The sequence below is a fragment of the Mycobacterium sp. HM-7 genome (genome assembly GCF_053852335.1).
Map to the genome: position 1 here is coordinate 122,927 of NZ_CM132657.1, position 15,277 is coordinate 138,203.

The following is a 15,277-nucleotide window of genomic DNA, read 5'->3' on the forward strand; positions in this document are numbered from 1 at the left end:
TTCACCCTCCCATCCCGTGTCGGTTGGTCGCCGCCCACTGCCGTGCTTCGATTTTCGGCATGATCTCCCGTGGATTGACGCCGGAGACGTTGAAGGTGTCCCCTGCCGGCGCGGGGCCGGGTAGCGGTCCGGTTCCGGTACCGGCCGCGCCGATCGGTTGCAGGTTCTTCGGCTCGGTCGATGGCGCGATGTTCGGCAGGCCGAGGCTGCTGAGTGCACCGCCGAGCGGACCACCATTACCGTCAGAACCCCGTCCGTCCTCGCCGCCGGCCCATGCCTTGGCGTAGCCAGCGCCCCAATTCAGCAGGGCCAGACCGGACTTCACATTCGGCCACTCCAACGGGTTGGAAAACACCGAGCCGTCGAGCCCGATGCCTTGCAGCAGACCGGACACCAGAGACTGGCCGAACGACTGCACGCCGCCGTCACCGCCGACGGACTTCTCGGTGCCCTTCGATTTCTTGTTCAGGACCTCCGTCAGTCGCTGCTCGGCCGTGGCTTGGCGATCCACAGCAGAGTCCAGGCGCCGCTGCGCGTTGTCGCGTTTCTTCTCGGCGGCCTTGCGCTTTTTGTCGTCGGGCGCCGAGTTCAGCTCGGCGTTGGCGTCGTCGAGGTCTTTCTGCGCCGCGGCGCTGGCAGCCTTCGTGCGGCGCACCGAGGCCTGAGCGGACATCACCTGCGAGGTCGACGCACCACCACCGCCGCTGCCGCCGGTGCTCTTGCCGTTGTCGCCGCCGGCAAGTGCAATCCACGCGCGGTTCGGGAACGCCGACGCCCCCTGGGCGCCGCCCCCGAATTGGCCGCCGCCCTTCTTACCGCCCATCTCGACATTGACGTTGCCGCCGTCAGGGTCGACGATCGTGCCGGCGGTGTGTCCGCCACCCGGGCCGCCGTTCTCCCAGCCCACCCAGTAAGCGGCGACGCCGTCGGGCGGGTCGCCAGCCTGGAAGCCGCGCTTGAGCAACTCCGAGCTTTCGGACGCGGTAGCAAATCGGCCGCTGGCCCCGGTGATGAAGTTGGCGATCGTCGACTGTGCGCCACTGCAATCAGTGGAGAAGGTGTCGCCATTGCCGCCGCCCCAGTTGTAGCTGTTCCCAGCGATGTTCGAGGCGAACGACTTCAACTCGTCGACGCTGATGCCACCGGACTCGAAACTGGTAATCCCGAAGCGGCGTGCGACTTCGGCGAGGATGGCCATGGACCGCTGCCGTTTGTTCGGCGCCAACGGGATGTAGGCCTCGCCGCCGGTGGCCTCTTCCGCGAAGATCGTCCCAGCGCCGCGGCCGGCGTAGATGTCGGCAGACTGCGGCTTACGCGCCCAGCGTAGACCACCATCGGCCATCGGCACGATGGCGCCGAATAGCCGCTTCTCCGTACCGATTTCGGCCTGGCCTTCGATCTTCAGGTCACCAGTGTCGAAGCTGCCAGTCTGAGAGATGATCCGAACGGTCTTCGTCTCGGTCTTTGTCAGGTCACGCTGCTCGGCCTTGGCCTCATCGACTCCTTCGTTCTTGACGACGATGATCTTGCCGTTGTTGTTCTTGACCTCGTAGCCGAGCGCCTTCAGTGTGTCCAGGACATCGGGAGCCAGCGGGGCATCGACCTTGATGTTCTTGTCGTTGTCCTGCGAAACGGACTGGCCGAGCTTGACCAACAGATCAAACACGGCTTGCCCACCGGGCGCCGATACGTTGACCGGCACGTCTTTTGGCACCGCGTCGAACGCGGTTTTGATCTGCGACGCGGTTCCCACGACATCGTCACCGAGGCGCTTCAGTACCGGATTTGCTGTGGCGCCGGCCTGCTGTGCCCCGAGTAGGTCAATGCGCAGCTGCTTGATCTTCTCGGCCGCGACAACGCCGCCAGCGCCTTGCTTTTGAAGGTTGGCCACCAGCGCGTCGAAAACCGGCTGCCCGCCGGCCACCTGCTTGGCCAGCTCGTCCTGAGCCAGCTTCAGGTTGTCGATGGCACCTTGAGCATCCTTGGCGACTCCGGCTTGACGGCGAATTACATCGGCATACGTTCCATCCTTCTCATCGACGCCGAAGATTCCCTTGAAGCTGTGATCCTTGTCCCGGTACTCATCAGCGATCGTGGGCGTTCGTTCGGCCGCCGACTTGAGCTGGTTGTCGATCCCCGCAAGGCCACCCTTGAGCTTGTTCATCGCGTTTTCGTCGAGCTGGCCGCCCGATGCGATGAGGGCGTCGTTGAGTTCGTTCTGTGCCCGCTTCGAGTTCTTCAGCGCCTCGTTGTAGTTGTTCAACGAGGTTGTAGCGGCGTCGTTCTTCTCGGCGATCACAGCGAACGCCGTGCCAGCGGCAACCAGTGCAGCGGAGAACGGGCCGCCCAGTGCGCCAACGATTCCCGATGCTGCGCCCTTCATCATGTTCAAACCGCCGCCAACAGCGCTCCGCGCGTTGTCCCCGAGCACACGCAGGTGCGCACTGGCCGTCTTGGCTTCGGAGCCCATGCCGAATAGCACCCGGCCGCCGGTGGAGACTGTCGGGTTGGCCTGAGCCATCCACTGCACCGATGTGCGGTACGCATCCCCGAAATTCCGCACGCCAGCGACGGCGCCGGACACCCTTTGGCCCATACCCACGACGGTGCTGTTGACACTGTTCAGCGCAGGGGTGACCGCACCGAGAATCCCGGGTACTAGCTTGAAGGCGAGCCATGCGGCAGCACCGGCAGTGACCAGACCTTGATGTGCCGACATCATGTCGCCGATCACCTTGAGCGCAGGCGCGATCGTTTTCACCACGGCGGCAGTCGATTCCAGCACCGCGACGAACGTCTTCCATGCCGCGCCTCCGATGGAGATGGCCGCACTACCCAGCGACTTGCTGACTTCCACCAGGCCAGGGCCGGCCTGCTTGGCGGCGTTGGCCAGGTCGACAAACGCAGTCCTGGTGTCCGTGAGCAGCGATTGGACCTGTGGATTCTGCGCCAGTTCGGACAGCTTGTCGGGAACGTGCGAGACGCCGTCGATGACTTTCGTCAGCGGACCCTCAAGCTTGTCGTACGCCTGCAACTGGAGCGATTCGACCGTGTTCTTGAACCGCTCCCACGCCCCCGGTAGGCCTTGAGTTTTCGCAGCCGCGACGTCGGCGGCGGCGCCCTGGCGCTCGATCGCAACTCGCATACGGTCATACGATGCAGAGCCATCTTTGGCAGCGACACCGGCGATCCGCATGGCATCGGAGCCGAACAGGACCGCCGTCGCAGCCTGGTAGTCCTCCTGAGTCATCCGTTTGGCGGCCTCGCCCAGCTGTCCGTAGAGCGAGTGCAGGCCCACGAATCGGCCCTGTGCGTCGTAGACCGCGAGGCCGAGTTCCTTGATCGCGGCCTGCGCGGGCTTACCTTGATCGGTCAGTGCCAGCAGCGACGATTTGAGCAGGGTGCCGGCGTCGGAGCCTTTGATGCCGTTGTTGGCCAGTAGCGCGATCGCCGCCGCCGTGTCCTGCGCGGACAGACCGAACTGGTTGGCGACCGTGCCAGACGCCTGCAACGCGTACGCGACGTCGGTGATTTCAGCCGATGACGCGTTGGCGGCGTTGGCCAGGGTGTCCGACATCTTGCCGGCCTCTTTGGCGTCCAACCCGAATGCCTGCAAGGCCTGCGACTGGATCGTCGCGGCATCAGTCGCCGAAATTCCCGCTGCCGCAGCGAGTTGCAGGGACCCCTTGGCGGCGTCCATCGCTTGCTGGACCGTGAATCCGCCCTTGGCCAATTCGGTCATCGCAGCGGCGGCATCGTTGGCCGAGGTGGCAGGCAGGGACACATCGTTGCCCAGCGCTCGGGCGGCATCACCGGCCTTTTTCAGCTCGTCAGCGGAGGCACCAGTCACTGCCGTGAAGGTGTTCATGGTCCGCGTCCAGTCCATGCCCACCGACATGACCTGCTTGAACTGCGCCGCCAGACCCGCGACACCCGCGCCTAGCCCGAGCGTGGTCATCGCGAGCTTGGCCGAAGACGAGAAGCGCTCACCGAAGTTTCGGCCCGCAGCCGACCCCTGGCCGGCAAGGTCGGACGTGTTCACCCGAGGGGCGAGCTGCGCCGCGGAGTTGAACCGGGCGCGGAAGTTGCTGCCGGCGGCCGATCCCTGCGCCGACATCTGAGCACTGTCGATTCGCGGGGTGAGGGTTGCGCCACGGGATACCTGGTTGATTACGCGGGTGATGTCTCGCCGCATGTCTTGTGCGGAAATCGCGAGTGTTACCCATGCGCCAGCTAGTTCTGGAATGACGCACCTCCCAACATGTTTCAGTTGCTCATCAGTGAGGCGATGGCAGGGACCATCGCTGCGATCTTGTCGTCGCTCCACCCGGCCGCAGGATCCGCGGGCTCAATGCCGGGTCGCGGGGTTGGAGTCGGGAATTCGGGGCGCCCCTCGAAGTGGGCGCGCCGGAAGAACCAGGTGAGGACTTCGATCCTGTCGATCAGGACCGCGGTGAGGTGGTCGGATATTGACCAACCGCCGTCGTCACGTTCACGCTCGCGGGCCTGGTCGACCGCGTCCCGCAGGGAGGTCCCTAGGGGCGGGTAGTCGACGTAATCAGCCAGGCCTTGCCAACCAAGCTCGTCGAGGGTCAGCCGGTCCCGGATCAGGTCTCGCCGGATTGGACCCGCAAACAGGTCATCGGTGACGATCCGGGCCAGCCGAACTATTCCCCCGAGTCGAGCCCTTCAGCGCCGATCCACGCCCTGTAGAGGTCTGCGATCGGGTCGCCGACCGTATCGTCGAGTTGTATCAGCACTGCGTGCACCTGCGGGCATCCGCCACGCTTGAGCGCCGCGAACTCGATGTCGATGTCGCTCTGCAGTTCGCTGATCTTGTACAGCCACGTCTTGGAGTAAATGGCCGAGAATGCCTTGAGCGCCACGGTCTTTCCCCCAGGGAAGGTGTACGTGAACAGCTCAGTGCCATCGGGGTAGTGCTGTGACCAGTCATAGTCCGGGTCACCGGGCACTGGCGGCTTCGGATCGTCGGATTTGTCGATTTCCGGCGCGCCCTCAGGAACGGAGGCGTGGATGACGGGGCCGGTGACGTAATCGGACAGTGGGACATCACCGAGATCGGGTGCGACCTTGATCGGGTTTTCTTCCGCAGATTGCTTCTTGGACATGGCTTTTCCTCGACTCTCCTCGACTTTGGGCAAATGGTGGGGGGTCTCCCCGTGCCGCGTCGAGGGACGGCACGGGGAGACGATTCGGGGGAGGCAGCCTGTGGGTCTACGGCGCCGGGGCGACCGAGACGGTAGCGCCGACCGGGGCCAGGTTGGTGCCGTCGACCGAGATCGTCGGCACGCCGGCCGTAGTGAGCTTCACCGTCCACGGGCCGGCACCGGTGACCGTCGCCGACTTCACGCCAGGCAGCGCGGCCACCGCGGTCTGGAATGCGTTGTTGGTGGAGTTGTACCCGATCGCGGCCGGGTTGGTACCGACCTTGAAATCGAACGTGCCACCGGTCGCGGCGGTCCCGCCGAGGGTCACCACGACCGTGGTTTCCACGAGCTTGTCGTCCAGCTCGGTGACCTCGTACCAGGTGTAGCCGGCCAGATCGGGGAACAGGTCGAGCGTGATCTCGTAGACCTGCCAGTCCTTCGACTGGAAGATGATGTCGCCGATCTCTCCGACCTGCGCATCGGGGATGCGCTTGCGCACCTTGTCATTGCCGTCGACGGTATCGATGACGTACGACGCGTGCTCCAGCAGGCTGGAGTTCGACCGTGCTTCGATCAGGGTGCCGTGCAGTGCGGTGGCCTCGGTGACCTGAACGTTGGCATCGCCGTAAACCAGCTTCTTGGCTTCGGGCGACTTCGGCTCGATCAGCACGAACTTGCCGGTGTCATCCTTGCCGGTCTGGATGGCGCGAACCTTGTCGCCGTTCCAGTCTTTTTTCTTCTCCTGGTCGCGCTTGGTCGACAGGGTGAAGCCGGTTTCATCGCAGCCGCCGAGACGCGAGTTCCAGCCCGGGATGACCGGCAACGGATCGGACGGCTTGACGGGCAGAACGGTGCCCAACGGGAACCGGAAGATTCCGCCGGCCAGACCGGGCTTGAGCACTGCGGTGTTCTTCACGTTGGTGTGAGCCACTGTTTTCCTCCTTGGGAATGTGCCCCGCGCGGGGCACGAAAGATAACCCCTGTCCGCGGCGCGGGAGGGGCGACTACTTGTATTCGGTTGTGCTAGACGGGAATTGCGATCAGCCAGGACACGGTGACCTGGTACACGGCGACCTCAGGTAGGTCGGAATCATCCAGCCGTGCACACGATTCGACCTTGGTTCGGCCGACGGCACTGATGGAGTAGTCGGCGGCTTCGAGCGTCCCGGCGATCTCGCGTGCCACCCGGCCGCACTCCACGGCCTCGCCCAGGGGCATGTGGACTCGCGCAATGATCATGTAGTGCGCGATTCGTAGGTTGCCTTTGCGCCCGCCGGTGACGATGAATTTCACGAACCGGTCCGGGCGTGGATCGGGTGTGCGGGTGGCGACGGGCCAGTCGAGCCCGTTCTCGCTTAGCGCCCCGACGATGCACGTGTTGGCCATCTCTTCGACGTCGGGTGCGACGACCTTCATGAGATGGCCCGTAGCAGCGCTTGGGTTTTCGCCTCGTGGGCCATCGCGCGAGCGCCATTGGCGCGCACCCGGTACCGCGCGCGTTTGTCGTCCGATGCGTCTTCGACGACGTAGTACGGATCGGACGCAGCCGGCTGCGTCGTTGACGGGACCTCGTTGGCTCTCTCGGCCACCCGCTCGGCATGCTCCTTGACTAACGAATTCGCCGCGCCCGAGGTGAGAAGTGCTCGAAACCCGGCCTCGTTGAACTTGATTCGAACGGTCATCCACCCACCCACTTCAGTTCGACAATCCGACGATTTGGTGCGTAGCAGAATGGCCCGTGGTCGTAGTCCTTCGGCAGCCCGACCACACTGAACGCCTTGCTGTCGACGGTGAACCGGTCACGGTGGTCGACCGTCACCGCGGAGTCGATTACCAGCAGGACATCGGCGATGACGCGATCGCCACCGGTCGGCGGCTGTGGCGGTTCCGTCGAGGACGGAGCCCACCAGATGCAGTCACGCGCGACGGCCGGCCACCAGCCCGGAATCTCGTTGCCATGAGCATCCTTGACACCAGGCTTGTAGACCTCGTGCTGGCAGGTGAACCTCAGCGGTACATCAGCCACAGTCGTTCTCCCACAACGGGGTTCCGGCGATGTCTGCACCGCAGGAGCAGAAGTTCGCGCCGAGGTTACTCGAGCAGACATCCGCGTGAGAGCCCCGGCCGCCGCCGGCAGTGTCGTACGACCACGCCTTGCCCGGGGCGTTGTTGTCGCGGCACATCTCTTCGAGTTCTTCGATCTCGGAGGGAGTGAACAGACCACGGCGACGGACGGTGGTGTCCACGGTCTGTTGGAACGGTCCAGCGACGTTCTGCGTGACGGCTCCAGTGCCGGCGTCATTCCAGCGCAGGATCGCTTCGACGATCACGGCCTTGGCGGCTTCGGTGTGCTGGAAGTCGGCCTTCGCGATGCAGGGTGCTTTCAGCACCGCCCGGGCCAGCGCGCCCGTGATCATCGACTGCGCTTTGTCTTCGGCGATTGTGGCGTACGGGGCCAGATCGGCCGGGGTGATCGTTACGGGGCCGGTGACCGGCTCGGGCGTGGTCATGCCGTCTTCCTGCCTTCCTTGCCGGCGGCCCGCTTGGGTGCCCGAGCGCGCCGGGCAGAAGCCGGCGATGCATCGACGGGGGTGAGCCCGTCCATGCGTTCCGCCTTCTGCTCCGGCACGTCCACGACCACACCGGTGTCGGTGCGGTATTTGGGCATTGGGTTAGCCCGCGACCGCGTCGACGATCTTGGCGAAGGCGTTGAGGTCGGCGATGCCCCACCCGTAGATGACCTCGGCGCGGAACGCGACCTCGTTGTTGCGCTTGAGGTCACCCTGGCCGTCCGGGTCGCCGTACTCGATCATCTCCAGGCCGATGGCCCGCTGGATACCCCAGCGGATCGCCGAGAAGTCCCCGACGAATCCCTTGACCTTGGTGTCGGCTGCGGCGATGCCGACGGCGCCGACGGTGTCAGACACCGAGGAGTTGTGGTTCTCCAGCCGGCCGGCCGGTGCCGTGGCGTAGGTCAGGTCCGGGTACATCTTCGGGCCGATCTGCTCGCCCGTAGCCACCGGCATACGCTGCTTGCCGAACACCGCGGCGTAGACCGGGTCCAGGGCGACGTCCTTCGGATTGAAGCGGTCCGCGAGCACCAGTTCGTCGGCGGCGTCGAGGTTCAGCTGCGGCGCGACCCCGGCGACGACCTCCACGCTGTTGGTGGTCTGCGACAGGTACTCGGTCATCGCCGGGACTGCCGCGCCACCCGTGGGGTTGATGCCGTGGTACACACCGAAATCGAGTGCGCGCGAGAGGGCGGGCTGAATCTGCACGAGGATCTGCTGGATCGCGTTCAGCTGCTCGTCTTCGTCGGCGTACTTGACCTCTTCGGTCCAGCGCACCGTCTTGTGGAACTTGAACGGTGCGGTTTTCTTGACCGTCGGGGTGATGGTCGACGGGCCCTTGTTGGTGCCCTCCCCGACGTACTCGGCCTCACCGATGGTGAAGCTCATGAACTGGCCCTTGCCGAACTTCATCGGCTCGGACGCGGACAGGGTGGCGATGGTGGAGCCGAACTTCACCTTGCCCAGCCACGGGTCCAGGATTTCGTTGGGCAGTTCGAGCTGCGAGGTTGTCAAAACGCTCATGTTGCGATGCCTCCGTTATTCGTTGTTGCGGAACAGGTTTCGCGTGAACTCACGCATGTTGCTGCTGCCGCCTTCGTTGGTGGTGGTGCCCTTGCCTTCGTTGGACACGATGTGCCGCCTGTCTGGACGCTTGCCCGAGCGTGCGAGCAGTCGATCGACCTGCTTGAGCAGCAGTTCGGGATCGGTGGCGGTGAGGAACAGTTCGGCGTCTTCGGCGTCGATCTTGTGCAGATCGATCAGGTGTGCCTTGAGTGCCTCGGCCGTTTTCGCCGGCACCGTTGCGGCGTCGGCTTCGGCTTTTGCGAGCCGTTCGGCTGCCTTCTCGGCGTCCGTCTTCTGCGATTCCTTGAGCTGCTCAAGCTCTTTGGCTGCTGCGGCGTTTGCCTTGGCGCGCTTTTCCTGATCGCGGGCCTTCTCGCGCCAGAACTCGACCGTTTCGGTCGGCTTGCCGTCGCCGTCTACCGGGTTGTTCTGGTCGTCCGTTGCGGAGTTCCCAGCACCAGCGGTGCCATTGCCGTCGCCTGCGCCGCCGCCGCCGCCGTTGCCGCCGTCGCCGCCGTTGCCGCTACTTCCAGACATGCGTGTATCTCCCGTTCCGGGTTGATCCCCGTTCCGTTGCGGCCCGGGGAGGGGTGGTCCCCGACCGTTGCGGCGGGGAAAATTGGGTACGAAAAAACCCCGCAACCGACGGGTTACGGGGTTTTCGTTAGGGCGGTGAGGCTAAATCGCCCAACCTTGGGCGATTTGCTTAGCTCGCCGCCGACTCAGTGAATCGCCAGATGTCGGCGTCGGTGAGGCCTGCCTCACGTTCGGAGTCCTGCAAGGGCAGGCGGTAGCCGTACTCCTGCAGGTAGGCAGCTCGGGATTTCGCGATCTCCGCAAGGTCGGTGATGACCTCGGTTCCAAGCGTGCCGTTATCGAGTGCGCTCATCGTGTCCCACCTCCCGGTTCAATCAGCATCGTGGCTCGCCACATTCCTAGCCGTTCATCGTACGCCGGATTGACGATCGTGTATCGCAGCCCGCGGCCCAGCAGTATTTCGCCCTGCCCGGGGAACTTCGAGATGTCTTCGATCGCGGCAGCCGGAGTGCCGGCGGGTGCCATGACCGTCAACCGCACCGGCGTCTTGTAATCCTTGGTAGTTCCACCGCCAGGCAGTCGGGTGGTGGACATGTAGCCGCGTTCGATCCGTGGCACCCCGGCGATCTTGGCGAGGTCGTCGCCCCGGGTGATGCCGAACGCATCGACGTCCACCGTCCGGGTCAACACGGTTCGCCCGGGTAGCGGGTTGGCGGCCAGGACCGCATCGAGGTCTTTGATGCGGGCCTGCACCCACGGATCCGGTTTGGTGCTCTCACGCCGCAGCCAGCCGTTGATGCGCTCGTGGTCTTGGCCCGTGTAGCCGATAACCGACTGCCGGTACCGGCCAGTGAGACCGGACACGTGAGCGCGGCTCTGCCGGAGCCACTTCGGGTCCGGCCCAGATGGCTGGCCGAGGCCGCCCCGGGCCGGCGGTATCGGCGGGGTCGGTGGCGTGGCGACACGTCTGGACGCCTTGGACGCGTCCGTGGCGTTCTGCGCCGAGCGACCGCTGCTCGATGCGCGCCGCCCGCCGGCCGCCTTGTCCATCGCGTTGGCGATCTGTGCGGGCGTACGGGCGCCGTCGCTGCGTGCCTGGTTGTAGTCGTCGGTCCATCGCTCGACGTACGGCGCTGGCACGTACAGGCCGTCACGGTCGGGAACTGCCAGGCAGTGGCACCCATCGTGCGACTTCCGCGCTAGGGCCTGTGTGTGGTACACCGCGCCACGGGTGGCCAGCATGCGGCAGAAGCCGCACGCGTTGGCCGAAGCGTGCCGTGCCCAACGGACCCGCTCTCGTGCGGTGTTGGCTATCACCGTGTCGCGCGAGGCCGTGAATACCGCGCGGGTGCCGGTGCGTTGCAGCGCGGTCAGTGGCTTGGGTTGCAGCATTGCCCACCGCGCCGAAGCGGCGAGCTGCTCGATCGGTGCGAGCTCGGCAGGCTCGGCGATGAACGGTGCCGCGCCTGCCGGCAGCGGCGTCGATGGTTGTTCGTCGTACCAGGTGGCCGTCAGTGTCGCCGAACCGGCCAGATACGGGGTGATCAGCTGCGGGTAAGCGTCGCTGATGAACGCGAGCAGTTCACGCTGGTCGAGCCGGTCGACCGCGACGCCGAGCTTGTCGATCTGCTGCCCGAGGTCATTGGCCAGACCGGTCAGCAGGTTCTGGAACTCAGGAACCGCTACTGGCGGCACTCGCCGAATCCTGTTGCAATGCTTGAGCTGTCGCACCGTTCGGCGGCGGTGGCGGTGTCGCGGCGGTGATCCGGTCGATCAGCTTCTCGGACTGGCCCCCACGCTTTTCGGCGAGCGCGGCCTTGATCTGCTGCTCACTCAAACCGAGCAGCTCCAGTCCGACTCGAGTATCGCCGAGCCACGGGACCACCGATAACTGCTTGGTCCCAGCGTCGGCCTGGGCGGCACGCGATAGGTAGGCCGGGTTGCGCCACTTGGTGTCGATGGTGCGCCATTCCGCGGGGACCTCGTGCAGGCCGTTCTGGATGGCAAGGGCGCGAATCATGACCCGCCGGAAGGGCACCGACCAGTCATCGGTGGCGCCTTCAGCCTCGGCGATCAGCTGCTTTTCGGCATTGTCGGAGCCGTCGGCAGTGGTGCTGTTGACGGCGGCCTGCACGCCGAGAGCCGAGACGGGAAGATCGGTCTCACCGGCGAAGTCGTTGGCGGCCTGCTTGAGCAGCTCGGTGTGCGGCGTCGGCGACGACTGCTGGAACTGTTTGACGTCGGCGCGCTCTTTGCCTTCGACGGCCGAATCGTCGTCGGCGATGCCTTTGATCCGGCCCATCATGGCTTTCCACGTCGGCAGCGGATTGCCGTTGTCGTCAGTGAAGACGTCAGCTGGGTCCGCGCCGAGCATCCACAACTCGGGGAAGCTGAACAGGTCCGCGTGGCCCTCCATCCGGAGCACCACGCGCAGCGCACGGTCATGGATGGACATGACGGGCCGGGAGATGCGCGAGTATCCGAACGGGCGGCCGACCCGGGGCTTGTAGACCGCGGCCTCGGCCGGCACGCCCCACGGGTGCTCTTTCCAGTCGATTTGCCAGCGGCCGGCATCCTTCTGCGCGATCAGGGTTTTGCCTGCGAGGTACAGGTTGAACTCGGTAGGGCAGTCCTCGGCGTCGCGCTTGATGATCGACATCAGGTTGTCCAGGCGGCGGGTGCGGCCGTTCCAGTCACCAGTGGCGTTCATGGCGTCTTTGACGTGGATCAGCGACTTCGGCTCGTCCGCGTCACCCATGGTGTTGATCAGGAACGCGGGGCCGTGGATCAGCGACGAGATCATGCCACTGGAGGATTCGGCGCCGAAGTAGTTGTCGTCGAATACCTCCGTGTAGCCCAAGGAGCCGAGATCGCCATCTGGCCAGACGTATCCATCGAGGTTGCAGCGCCGGGCCAGCACATCGACAGCCTTGGCCGGCCAACCGAGCACCAGGCCCAGCTTGAAATACGAATCGGGGATGATCCCGGAGCCGAACCGTCTCACAAAGTGCTTGCCGTCATAACGGCAGGCGCGCAAGTAGTTTCGGCGGGTGCGCGCCGCGAGCTCGGCGACCAGATGGTTAATCAGATCGTTGGTGTCATCATCGACGCCAGGTAGACGCAGGGTCCGTGATTGCGCAGCGGTCATAAAACGCCTCCCCTCCTTCCCCGTCGTCTGGATTCCCTTGCAGGCCGGTGTGTTTCGGTCCCCGCCAACAACGCGAGCGCGAAGCCCACGATCGGATGAATGATGCTGTCGGGGTCACGGCGGTCGAATCCCCAGCCACCGGCGTCGCCGATCTTGCGCTTGCGGGCATCACGCAGCGCCTTGTCAACCGGGTCTTGGCCGGCGTGGCTCAGTTGTCTTGCCAACGCACGAGATTCGAAGCGCTGACAGGCCTTGACCATGTCGCGTGTGGTGCCGCGCCGGACGTTGACGCGGCGGGCGATCAAGTCCGGGATCATCTGCGCGGCCGGGGAGAGGTCGTCGATGAGTACTTCGATCCGGCGTCCGGCGACCTTCGCGATGAAGTCGATGCACGCCTTGATGTCTGTGCCGGCCCAGATCAACTCCAGGTGGGCGGTGTCGCCGTCGTCCCCGTCAAACCAGCAAGAATTCACGGCGATGTCGCCGCCGTGGCTCATGTCGACGCTGAGCCCATTCGGCGCCACGTGATGATCGGGGCCGTCGGCGCGCAGTGTGCCCCAGAATCCCTGGGTCAGGATCGGCTTGTCGACGATCACTTCGTCCCAGATGCCGAGCGCTTCGCGGCACCACGCGTGGATGTTCTTGAGTTTTTTGCGCAACCGCATCAGCGCGCGCCACGAGGTGCGGTGCGGGAACGACGGATTCGCCTCGGCGATGTACTCAGGGTTCATCGGATCGTCGCGGGCCTTCTCGGGAGCCGAGAACTCGATGTAGCAGGTGTCATGGACCTCGCCGTCGATGGCTTCCTGGCGCATCGAGGCGAACACTTCCCCGTTGTCCTGGGGACGCGGCGGGGTGCCCATCATGAAGAACAGCGGGTTCTCGACGGTGTTCTGCGTGGCCGCCATGTCCTCCATGAAGCCCTCAGAGAGGATCTGAGCTTCGTCCGCGACGATCACCCCAACGTTGGGGATTCCTCGGCCGAATCCAGTTTCTCTGGCCCCCAACAGGATTCGCGACCCGTTGTTGAAAACGATCTGCTCAGAACCACGGGCGCGGTGCACATTCTCGATGTACGGAGACACCCGCGGCATCACGGCCATGCCGGCGAGCGACTCAAACGTCTCGACGGCGGTCGTCTTGCGGTGCGCGGTCCACACCACCGTCAAGTTCGGCCTGATCAGGCACAGCGCGAAGACGATGCAGGCGACCAGGAACGTCTTCCCACATTGGCGCGGGATCGAAATGACGATGGTGTCGGCGGCGTAGTGGCCGTCGGCGTCTTTGGCCAGAATGACCCAGCCGGCCCCGGCCTGCCACCGGTCGAAGCGCCAGCCCAGGTTGCGGCAAGTGTTGCGGACCTGCGGCCACCCGGTCGAAGCGACACCGGCGGGAACGATTACGTGACGGGCGACCTCGTGCAGTGGGCGTTGGTCAGTAACCGGGGCCATTCCAGGTGCCATCCCATGGCTGGTCCGGAGCGTCGTCGACAATCGAGTCCGGGTCGTCGCCGGCCGCGCGGCGCATTGCGGCGATCTTCTCCGACAAGGTGGTCAGCTGTTGGTGCGCCCGGATACGGTCCGGCGCCTTACCGTGCTCGGCGATCTCGGCCAGTGACCGCTGCTGGGCCAGCAGGATCGTGAGCAGATCGCCGCCGTTGTCGAGGGCTTCACTGAGCGACTGCGGCGACTCGATCGACGGCGATTCGCTCGACTGCTCCGGTTGGGTGACCGTCGTTGTCGGTTCGGTCTGCTCGGCGGATCCGACGACGGTGAGGTTCGGGCGGTCCTCCGGTGTCGGTGTGCGTCTGCGGGCCACTGCCATCACGCAGCCCGGTCAGGCGAGCGCCGCGGCGCCCGCGCCGTCGCCAGAGCGAGTCTGGCCGGTGCCGGCGGGCGGTGCCGGCGGGTCAACGTCGGCCAGCTTGAGTCGTGCAAGCATGCCTTCGAGCGCAAGCCGATCTTTGCGCTGCTCGGCTCGCTCCGCGCGGACCACACCGAGCAGCGGATTTGGCCGGCGGTTGTAGCCCTGCGACCCTGCGACGGTCAGGGTTCCACCGATCGACGCGGCCAGCTCGGTGATCAGCGTGTCGCGGTCGGCGATCGCGTCGGCCAGTCGGGCGGCGTCCTCCAGGACGCGCCGTTCGTCAGGGCGCAGCGTGTACTCGGTGGTCACCGAGGTCCACAGGTGCTCACCGGGGCCATCGGTGATCAGGCCGTCCGGAACGGGCGCCTGATCGGGTGTCGTGGTGACAGCATGCAACATCGCGGGGCCTCCTTCCGGCCGTGTGAGGTTTGGGTTATTCCCACCAGCAACGCTCGGTCACGAAGGTGACCCCAGCCTGATGGGCGATCTTGTCGGACTTGTCGCGGTTGCAGTTTCGGTGTGCGGCCTGCTTGTTCGTGAGCACGTCGGCGCCGCCGTGACGAATCGGGATGACGTGGTCGACTACAAACTCGCCGGGGTCGAGGTACGGGAGCGTGTAGTCGATCGGTTCGCCACAGATGCCGCATGGCGGGTGCCTCAGGTTGCAGACGTGATGCGCGCTGCCGCAGGCCGGGTGTCCGTTGGCGATCAGGCGTCGGTCGCGGTCACGCTGCGTGGTGTTGCGCTGGCGGCCCGAGCCGCTCCGCGACGTCCGTGCCATCTGGTTGCTCCAATCGGCCCTGTACGCCGTTCTGCGGAATCGAACCCGCACGGCCGCCGCCCTGACCTTCGGCAGATCGGGTCGCTGGCGCCACCAAAAAAGTGAATCGCTCACGTTCCACCGGGTGAGGATTTCCGGACTA

General features: G+C 65.2%; 17 protein-coding genes. All 17 read right to left on the reverse strand.

The window, feature by feature from the left end:
• Position 1 precedes the first annotated feature (1 nt).
• The 17 genes from ACWW1C_RS00605 to ACWW1C_RS00685 all read right to left on the reverse strand — a co-directional run bounded on the left by ACWW1C_RS00605 (position 2) and on the right by ACWW1C_RS00685 (position 15,135).
• Positions 2 to 4,117, reverse strand: coding sequence for a phage tail tape measure protein (locus ACWW1C_RS00605; protein WP_455981621.1), 4,116 nt, complete (start codon positions 4,115 to 4,117; stop codon positions 2 to 4).
• 550 nt (positions 4,118 to 4,667) lie between these two features.
• Positions 4,668 to 5,129, reverse strand: a complete 462-nt coding sequence (locus ACWW1C_RS00610) for a hypothetical protein (protein ID WP_455981622.1) — start codon at positions 5,127 to 5,129, stop codon at positions 4,668 to 4,670.
• A gap of 106 nt (positions 5,130 to 5,235) precedes the next feature.
• The gene (locus tag ACWW1C_RS00615) at positions 5,236 to 6,099 is read right to left on the reverse strand and encodes a phage tail tube protein (RefSeq protein ID WP_455981623.1); all 864 of its coding nucleotides are present in this window, start codon (positions 6,097 to 6,099) and stop codon (positions 5,236 to 5,238) included.
• A gap of 92 nt (positions 6,100 to 6,191) precedes the next feature.
• A complete protein-coding gene (locus ACWW1C_RS00620) occupies positions 6,192 to 6,584 on the reverse strand; it encodes a hypothetical protein (protein WP_455981624.1) in 393 nt (130 codons plus the stop codon).
• Positions 6,581 to 6,850 carry a hypothetical protein gene (locus tag ACWW1C_RS00625; RefSeq protein WP_455981625.1) on the reverse strand — a complete coding sequence of 90 codons (270 nt, stop codon included), beginning with the start codon at positions 6,848 to 6,850 and terminating at the stop codon, positions 6,581 to 6,583. The genes ACWW1C_RS00620 and ACWW1C_RS00625 overlap by 4 nt, the downstream gene beginning before the upstream one ends.
• Entirely contained in the window at positions 6,847 to 7,194 is a 348-nt protein-coding gene (locus tag ACWW1C_RS00630; protein ID WP_455981626.1) for a hypothetical protein, read from the reverse strand. The genes ACWW1C_RS00625 and ACWW1C_RS00630 overlap by 4 nt, the downstream gene beginning before the upstream one ends.
• Positions 7,187 to 7,678, reverse strand: a complete 492-nt coding sequence (locus ACWW1C_RS00635) for a hypothetical protein (protein WP_455981627.1) — start codon at positions 7,676 to 7,678, stop codon at positions 7,187 to 7,189. Before ACWW1C_RS00635 ends, ACWW1C_RS00630 begins: the two co-directional genes overlap by 8 nt.
• On the reverse strand, positions 7,675 to 7,836 hold the full coding sequence (locus tag ACWW1C_RS00640; RefSeq protein WP_455981628.1) for a hypothetical protein: 162 nt from the start codon (positions 7,834 to 7,836) through the stop codon (positions 7,675 to 7,677). The genes ACWW1C_RS00635 and ACWW1C_RS00640 overlap by 4 nt, the downstream gene beginning before the upstream one ends.
• Positions 7,837 to 7,840: 4 nt before the next feature.
• On the reverse strand, positions 7,841 to 8,761 hold the full coding sequence (locus ACWW1C_RS00645; protein ID WP_455981629.1) for a hypothetical protein: 921 nt from the start codon (positions 8,759 to 8,761) through the stop codon (positions 7,841 to 7,843).
• Between the two features lie 15 nt (positions 8,762 to 8,776).
• Complete coding sequence (locus ACWW1C_RS00650; RefSeq protein WP_455981630.1) at positions 8,777 to 9,340, reverse strand: hypothetical protein; 564 nt, start codon at positions 9,338 to 9,340, stop codon at positions 8,777 to 8,779.
• 169 nt (positions 9,341 to 9,509) lie between these two features.
• Complete coding sequence (locus tag ACWW1C_RS00655) at positions 9,510 to 9,692, reverse strand: hypothetical protein (protein ID WP_455981631.1); 183 nt, start codon at positions 9,690 to 9,692, stop codon at positions 9,510 to 9,512.
• Entirely contained in the window at positions 9,689 to 11,035 is a 1,347-nt protein-coding gene (locus ACWW1C_RS00660) for a VG15 protein (RefSeq protein ID WP_455981632.1), read from the reverse strand. The genes ACWW1C_RS00655 and ACWW1C_RS00660 overlap by 4 nt, the downstream gene beginning before the upstream one ends.
• On the reverse strand, positions 11,013 to 12,488 hold the full coding sequence (locus ACWW1C_RS00665) for a phage portal protein (protein ID WP_455981633.1): 1,476 nt from the start codon (positions 12,486 to 12,488) through the stop codon (positions 11,013 to 11,015). The genes ACWW1C_RS00660 and ACWW1C_RS00665 overlap by 23 nt, the downstream gene beginning before the upstream one ends.
• Positions 12,485 to 13,939, reverse strand: a complete 1,455-nt coding sequence (locus ACWW1C_RS00670) for a terminase (protein WP_455981634.1) — start codon at positions 13,937 to 13,939, stop codon at positions 12,485 to 12,487. The genes ACWW1C_RS00665 and ACWW1C_RS00670 overlap by 4 nt, the downstream gene beginning before the upstream one ends.
• Positions 13,923 to 14,306, reverse strand: coding sequence for a hypothetical protein (locus tag ACWW1C_RS00675; protein WP_455981635.1), 384 nt, complete (start codon positions 14,304 to 14,306; stop codon positions 13,923 to 13,925). The genes ACWW1C_RS00670 and ACWW1C_RS00675 overlap by 17 nt, the downstream gene beginning before the upstream one ends.
• An 18-nt stretch (positions 14,307 to 14,324) precedes the next feature.
• Positions 14,325 to 14,753, reverse strand: coding sequence for a hypothetical protein (locus ACWW1C_RS00680; RefSeq protein ID WP_455981636.1), 429 nt, complete (start codon positions 14,751 to 14,753; stop codon positions 14,325 to 14,327).
• A gap of 34 nt (positions 14,754 to 14,787) precedes the next feature.
• Positions 14,788 to 15,135, reverse strand: coding sequence for an HNH endonuclease (locus tag ACWW1C_RS00685; RefSeq protein WP_455981637.1), 348 nt, complete (start codon positions 15,133 to 15,135; stop codon positions 14,788 to 14,790).
• Positions 15,136 to 15,277 lie beyond the last annotated feature (142 nt).

Coding starts and splice junctions, on each gene's coding strand:
- ACWW1C_RS00605 (WP_455981621.1), bottom strand. CDS start 4,117: ATGTCGGCGCAGGGATCGGCCGCCGGCAGCAACTTCCGCGCCCGGTTC.
- ACWW1C_RS00610 (WP_455981622.1), bottom strand. CDS start 5,129: ATGTCCAAGAAGCAATCTGCGGAAGAAAACCCGATCAAGGTCGCACCC.
- ACWW1C_RS00620 (WP_455981624.1), bottom strand. CDS start 6,584: ATGAAGGTCGTCGCACCCGACGTCGAAGAGATGGCCAACACGTGCATC.
- ACWW1C_RS00625 (WP_455981625.1), bottom strand. CDS start 6,850: ATGACCGTTCGAATCAAGTTCAACGAGGCCGGGTTTCGAGCACTTCTC.
- ACWW1C_RS00635 (WP_455981627.1), bottom strand. CDS start 7,678: ATGACCACGCCCGAGCCGGTCACCGGCCCCGTAACGATCACCCCGGCC.
- ACWW1C_RS00640 (WP_455981628.1), bottom strand. CDS start 7,836: ATGCCCAAATACCGCACCGACACCGGTGTGGTCGTGGACGTGCCGGAG.
- ACWW1C_RS00645 (WP_455981629.1), bottom strand. CDS start 8,761: ATGAGCGTTTTGACAACCTCGCAGCTCGAACTGCCCAACGAAATCCTG.
- ACWW1C_RS00650 (WP_455981630.1), bottom strand. CDS start 9,340: ATGTCTGGAAGTAGCGGCAACGGCGGCGACGGCGGCAACGGCGGCGGC.
- ACWW1C_RS00655 (WP_455981631.1), bottom strand. CDS start 9,692: ATGAGCGCACTCGATAACGGCACGCTTGGAACCGAGGTCATCACCGAC.
- ACWW1C_RS00665 (WP_455981633.1), bottom strand. CDS start 12,488: ATGACCGCTGCGCAATCACGGACCCTGCGTCTACCTGGCGTCGATGAT.
- ACWW1C_RS00670 (WP_455981634.1), bottom strand. CDS start 13,939: ATGGCCCCGGTTACTGACCAACGCCCACTGCACGAGGTCGCCCGTCAC.
- ACWW1C_RS00680 (WP_455981636.1), bottom strand. CDS start 14,753: ATGTTGCATGCTGTCACCACGACACCCGATCAGGCGCCCGTTCCGGAC.
- ACWW1C_RS00685 (WP_455981637.1), bottom strand. CDS start 15,135: ATGGCACGGACGTCGCGGAGCGGCTCGGGCCGCCAGCGCAACACCACG.